Genomic DNA, 3,056 nt, shown 5'->3' on the forward strand with positions numbered 1-3,056 from the left:
TGAGAGACGGAGCCGGCGGCGACCGTCCGTGTTCGTGTCGAGGACCGCTGGATCGAGCCTTCGGAGCGACGGCGCGACCGCGACTGCGTCGTCTCCTTGCCCGATCGACTCGAGTTTTTCTCGTTCTTCGTTTTCTCGTCGCGATTCTTGCGGGGCGGCATAGTTAGGGTTCCCTCCGGTCAGAAACGTTTCCGGATACCGTCCACTCCGGCCACGTTTCGCTCATTGAAAGGAACCTAAAGCTATACTGTAATAATAATTGCCACTTTCGCCGCAAGATACGACCGACCGAAACCGCCCCTCGTCGGACACTGCGTCGCCGCTGCACCACGTCGCCGAACGCTCCATCAACAATGTGCTACGCAAGAGCGGGTTGTTATTTGTCCTGGTCCGCCTCAAGAGGTCGGGCAGGATCCCAGTCTGGGCGCGGCGCGTTCATGTACTGTACCACCTCATCCGTGAGTTTGGTTTGTACGGTCGTCTCTTGCAACGATCGTTCAGCACGCAGCAATCCTGCTTCCTCGAGCACGTCACGGCCATTTCGAGTCAACCCGTAGAAGACTCGGGGAAGATCTCGCGATCGTTCCTCCTCTGGTAACTTGACCGGAGTCACAATGCCAGCATCCTCGAGTTTGTCTAGGTGATTTCGGATCGTACTCTTTCGCGTATCTGGAATGAAGTAATCCAACTCCTTTAGCGAGGGTAACTGTTCTGGGTGGCCCACGATGTTCTGGATGATTTCGAACCGGGTCTCTTGTGTTGCGACGTTGAGGAGGTTCCGGCGATCACCGATATCGTGACCGTCAGCCTGCGCTCCCGTTGATCCGTCCAAGTGCGTGTCCTTTCTTCGTTCCGATTTGTTTGGTTTTTTCGTATGCATGATGATATCAACGTTACCGTTGATATGCTACTCCAGCACACACTGCTGGTAGTCATCCCTGTTGGACACAGGGTGTTCGATATCAGTACGCCTGTCTCGGCTTAGAGCGTCTGAAACGCTGCAGTTCCAATACGCTCAGATCGCCCACGGTCCCCTGGAGGTCGTCGTAGATATGGGATGGTGTCCATCTCTATTATCATATTATAGCGGCCGTGGTGTTAAGGGTTTTGANGCTGCAGTTCCAATACGCTCAGATCGCCCACGGTCCCCTGGAGGTCGTCGTAGATATGGGATGGTGTCCATCTCTATTATCATATTATAGCGGCCGTGGTGTTAAGGGTTTTGACCGTTACCAATGTGGTCTAAACCACATTGGTAGAAACTCTTTTATTGTGTTAGTTCGTACACACGCGAAATGACGGCCCCGCGAAAAGGAGTACTTTCAGACGAATTGTTGTCCCCTGCAGACCGGCAAGCCGTTCTCAAATTGGATCCCGNTTATTGTGTTAGTTCGTACACACGCGAAATGACGGCCCCGCGAAAAGGAGTACTTTCAGACGAATTGTTGTCCCCTGCAGACCGGCAAGCCGTTCTCAAATTGGATCGCGAACTGGTCCAAGAGTACGCGACCTGTGACTCTCTTATCTTCGTTCTCGGAAACTACACCGACGGTCGAAAGAAACGGCTCGAAGAGTTCAAAGAGATCGCCCACGCATCGCCGATCCAAGATTTCGAAGCGGTCTTGATGGACGAACTGCTGACGAACAACTCTCACGAACTCCAGGGGCATTCGAAATTCAAAGTGATCGCCGACCATGCCGACGCGATCGTCGTCGTGATCGAAGACGATGTGGGCGGTGTGACCTGGGAACAGTCGATTATCAGAGAGCACAAACGGTTTTTCGACAAGACCTACCTTCTCAAACGGACCTATCCTTGGAAGTTAGACCACGAGAAATATAGCTGGATGCAAGATGGGTCGCTGTTTACACTGCTTGAGGACGAGGGTCGACTCTACGAATGGGAAACCGTTTCCAACTACGACAATGGTGTTCGCTCAGTCCTTGAGGGCTTATAAGTCCCTTGTGTAGCCTGCTGTCACTGGGACATATTCGTACAGGAAGTGACGGAATATCCACCACTTTTGGCTTGAAGGTCACGAAACGAGGTGGTAGCCAAGTAGTACCGAAGTGATTATGGATTCGTCCAAAATATGGTAAAAGTCGCCTGCTGAATATAGAGGATNAGAGGATCCATACAGCACGGGATTCTCTTTTATTTCGATCCGACACACGTGAACTGTCCGGAAGAGAACGTTCGTATTAACAAAAAGTTCTTAACCAGTATAGTTGTGAACTATTAGATATGCGACAATCAATTTGGCTTTATGTACTAATCGGAATTGCACTGATCAGATTTAGCTGGTCGCTTGCTGGCACCGTGTTCTTGGATGGAGTTATGGACGCTGGTGGTGGTGTAGTTGCTCTATACGCTATCTTGGGACTACTTGGACTGCTACTCGTACCGGTGTTTTTCATCGCGCTCTACTTGGATGCCGGCACCGTCCGAAAGAGTTCCTCACCGTGGAACCCAGATCGCCGTTTCTGGGTAGGTGGAGGGATTGTTTTTTCTCTTCTCTCATATGCAGTTTCTACCAACCCCTCAATCGAAATTATCGCAGCAGTTTACCTTTTCTACCGGCTCAGAAATCCGAGTCCGAAGCACTCCAACAACGACCCACATATAACATAGCTATACCAACACATTTGTGCTGGTTTGCTCAGTAAACCTTCCATGCTGACCAATCATTACTGTCGCAGATCAAGTCGAATCTTGTGCAACATTCGCGCCCTGTATTCAGCAGAAGTCAACTGTCCTACTCGGATTTTGTCAGAAAATAGCTGCTGAATCCAGAGGATNGTCGAATCTTGTGCAACATTCGCGCCCTGTATTCAGCAGAAGTCAACTGTCCTACTCGGATTTTGTCAGAAAATAGCTGCTGAATCCAGAGGATACGTCTTGCAAGCAGTGCTAGTCAGCAGTGAATACCTCGACCCAGAGAAACGCGATCCCGAGAACTGAATAAATTGCTTTGTTGAATAGCTGCTGAATGAGGGTTAGAGTGGCTCACAGAGCTTTTCTATGTTGATGATGGCGAACATGAGGACGATTTCAC

At 50.3% G+C, this 3,056-nt stretch carries 1 protein-coding gene; it reads right to left on the reverse strand.

The genetic code is table 11. The features are described from left to right. Positions 1-376 precede the first annotated feature (376 nt). Positions 377-880 carry a helix-turn-helix domain-containing protein gene (locus C446_RS16970; RefSeq protein ID WP_152419468.1) on the reverse strand — a complete coding sequence of 168 codons (504 nt, stop codon included), beginning with the start codon at positions 878-880 and terminating at the stop codon, positions 377-379. Between the last annotated feature and the right edge of the window lie 2,176 nt (positions 881-3,056).

The sequence above is a fragment of the Halobiforma nitratireducens JCM 10879 genome (assembly GCF_000337895.1).
Taxonomy (GTDB): Archaea; Halobacteriota; Halobacteria; order Halobacteriales; family Natrialbaceae; genus Natronobacterium; species Natronobacterium nitratireducens.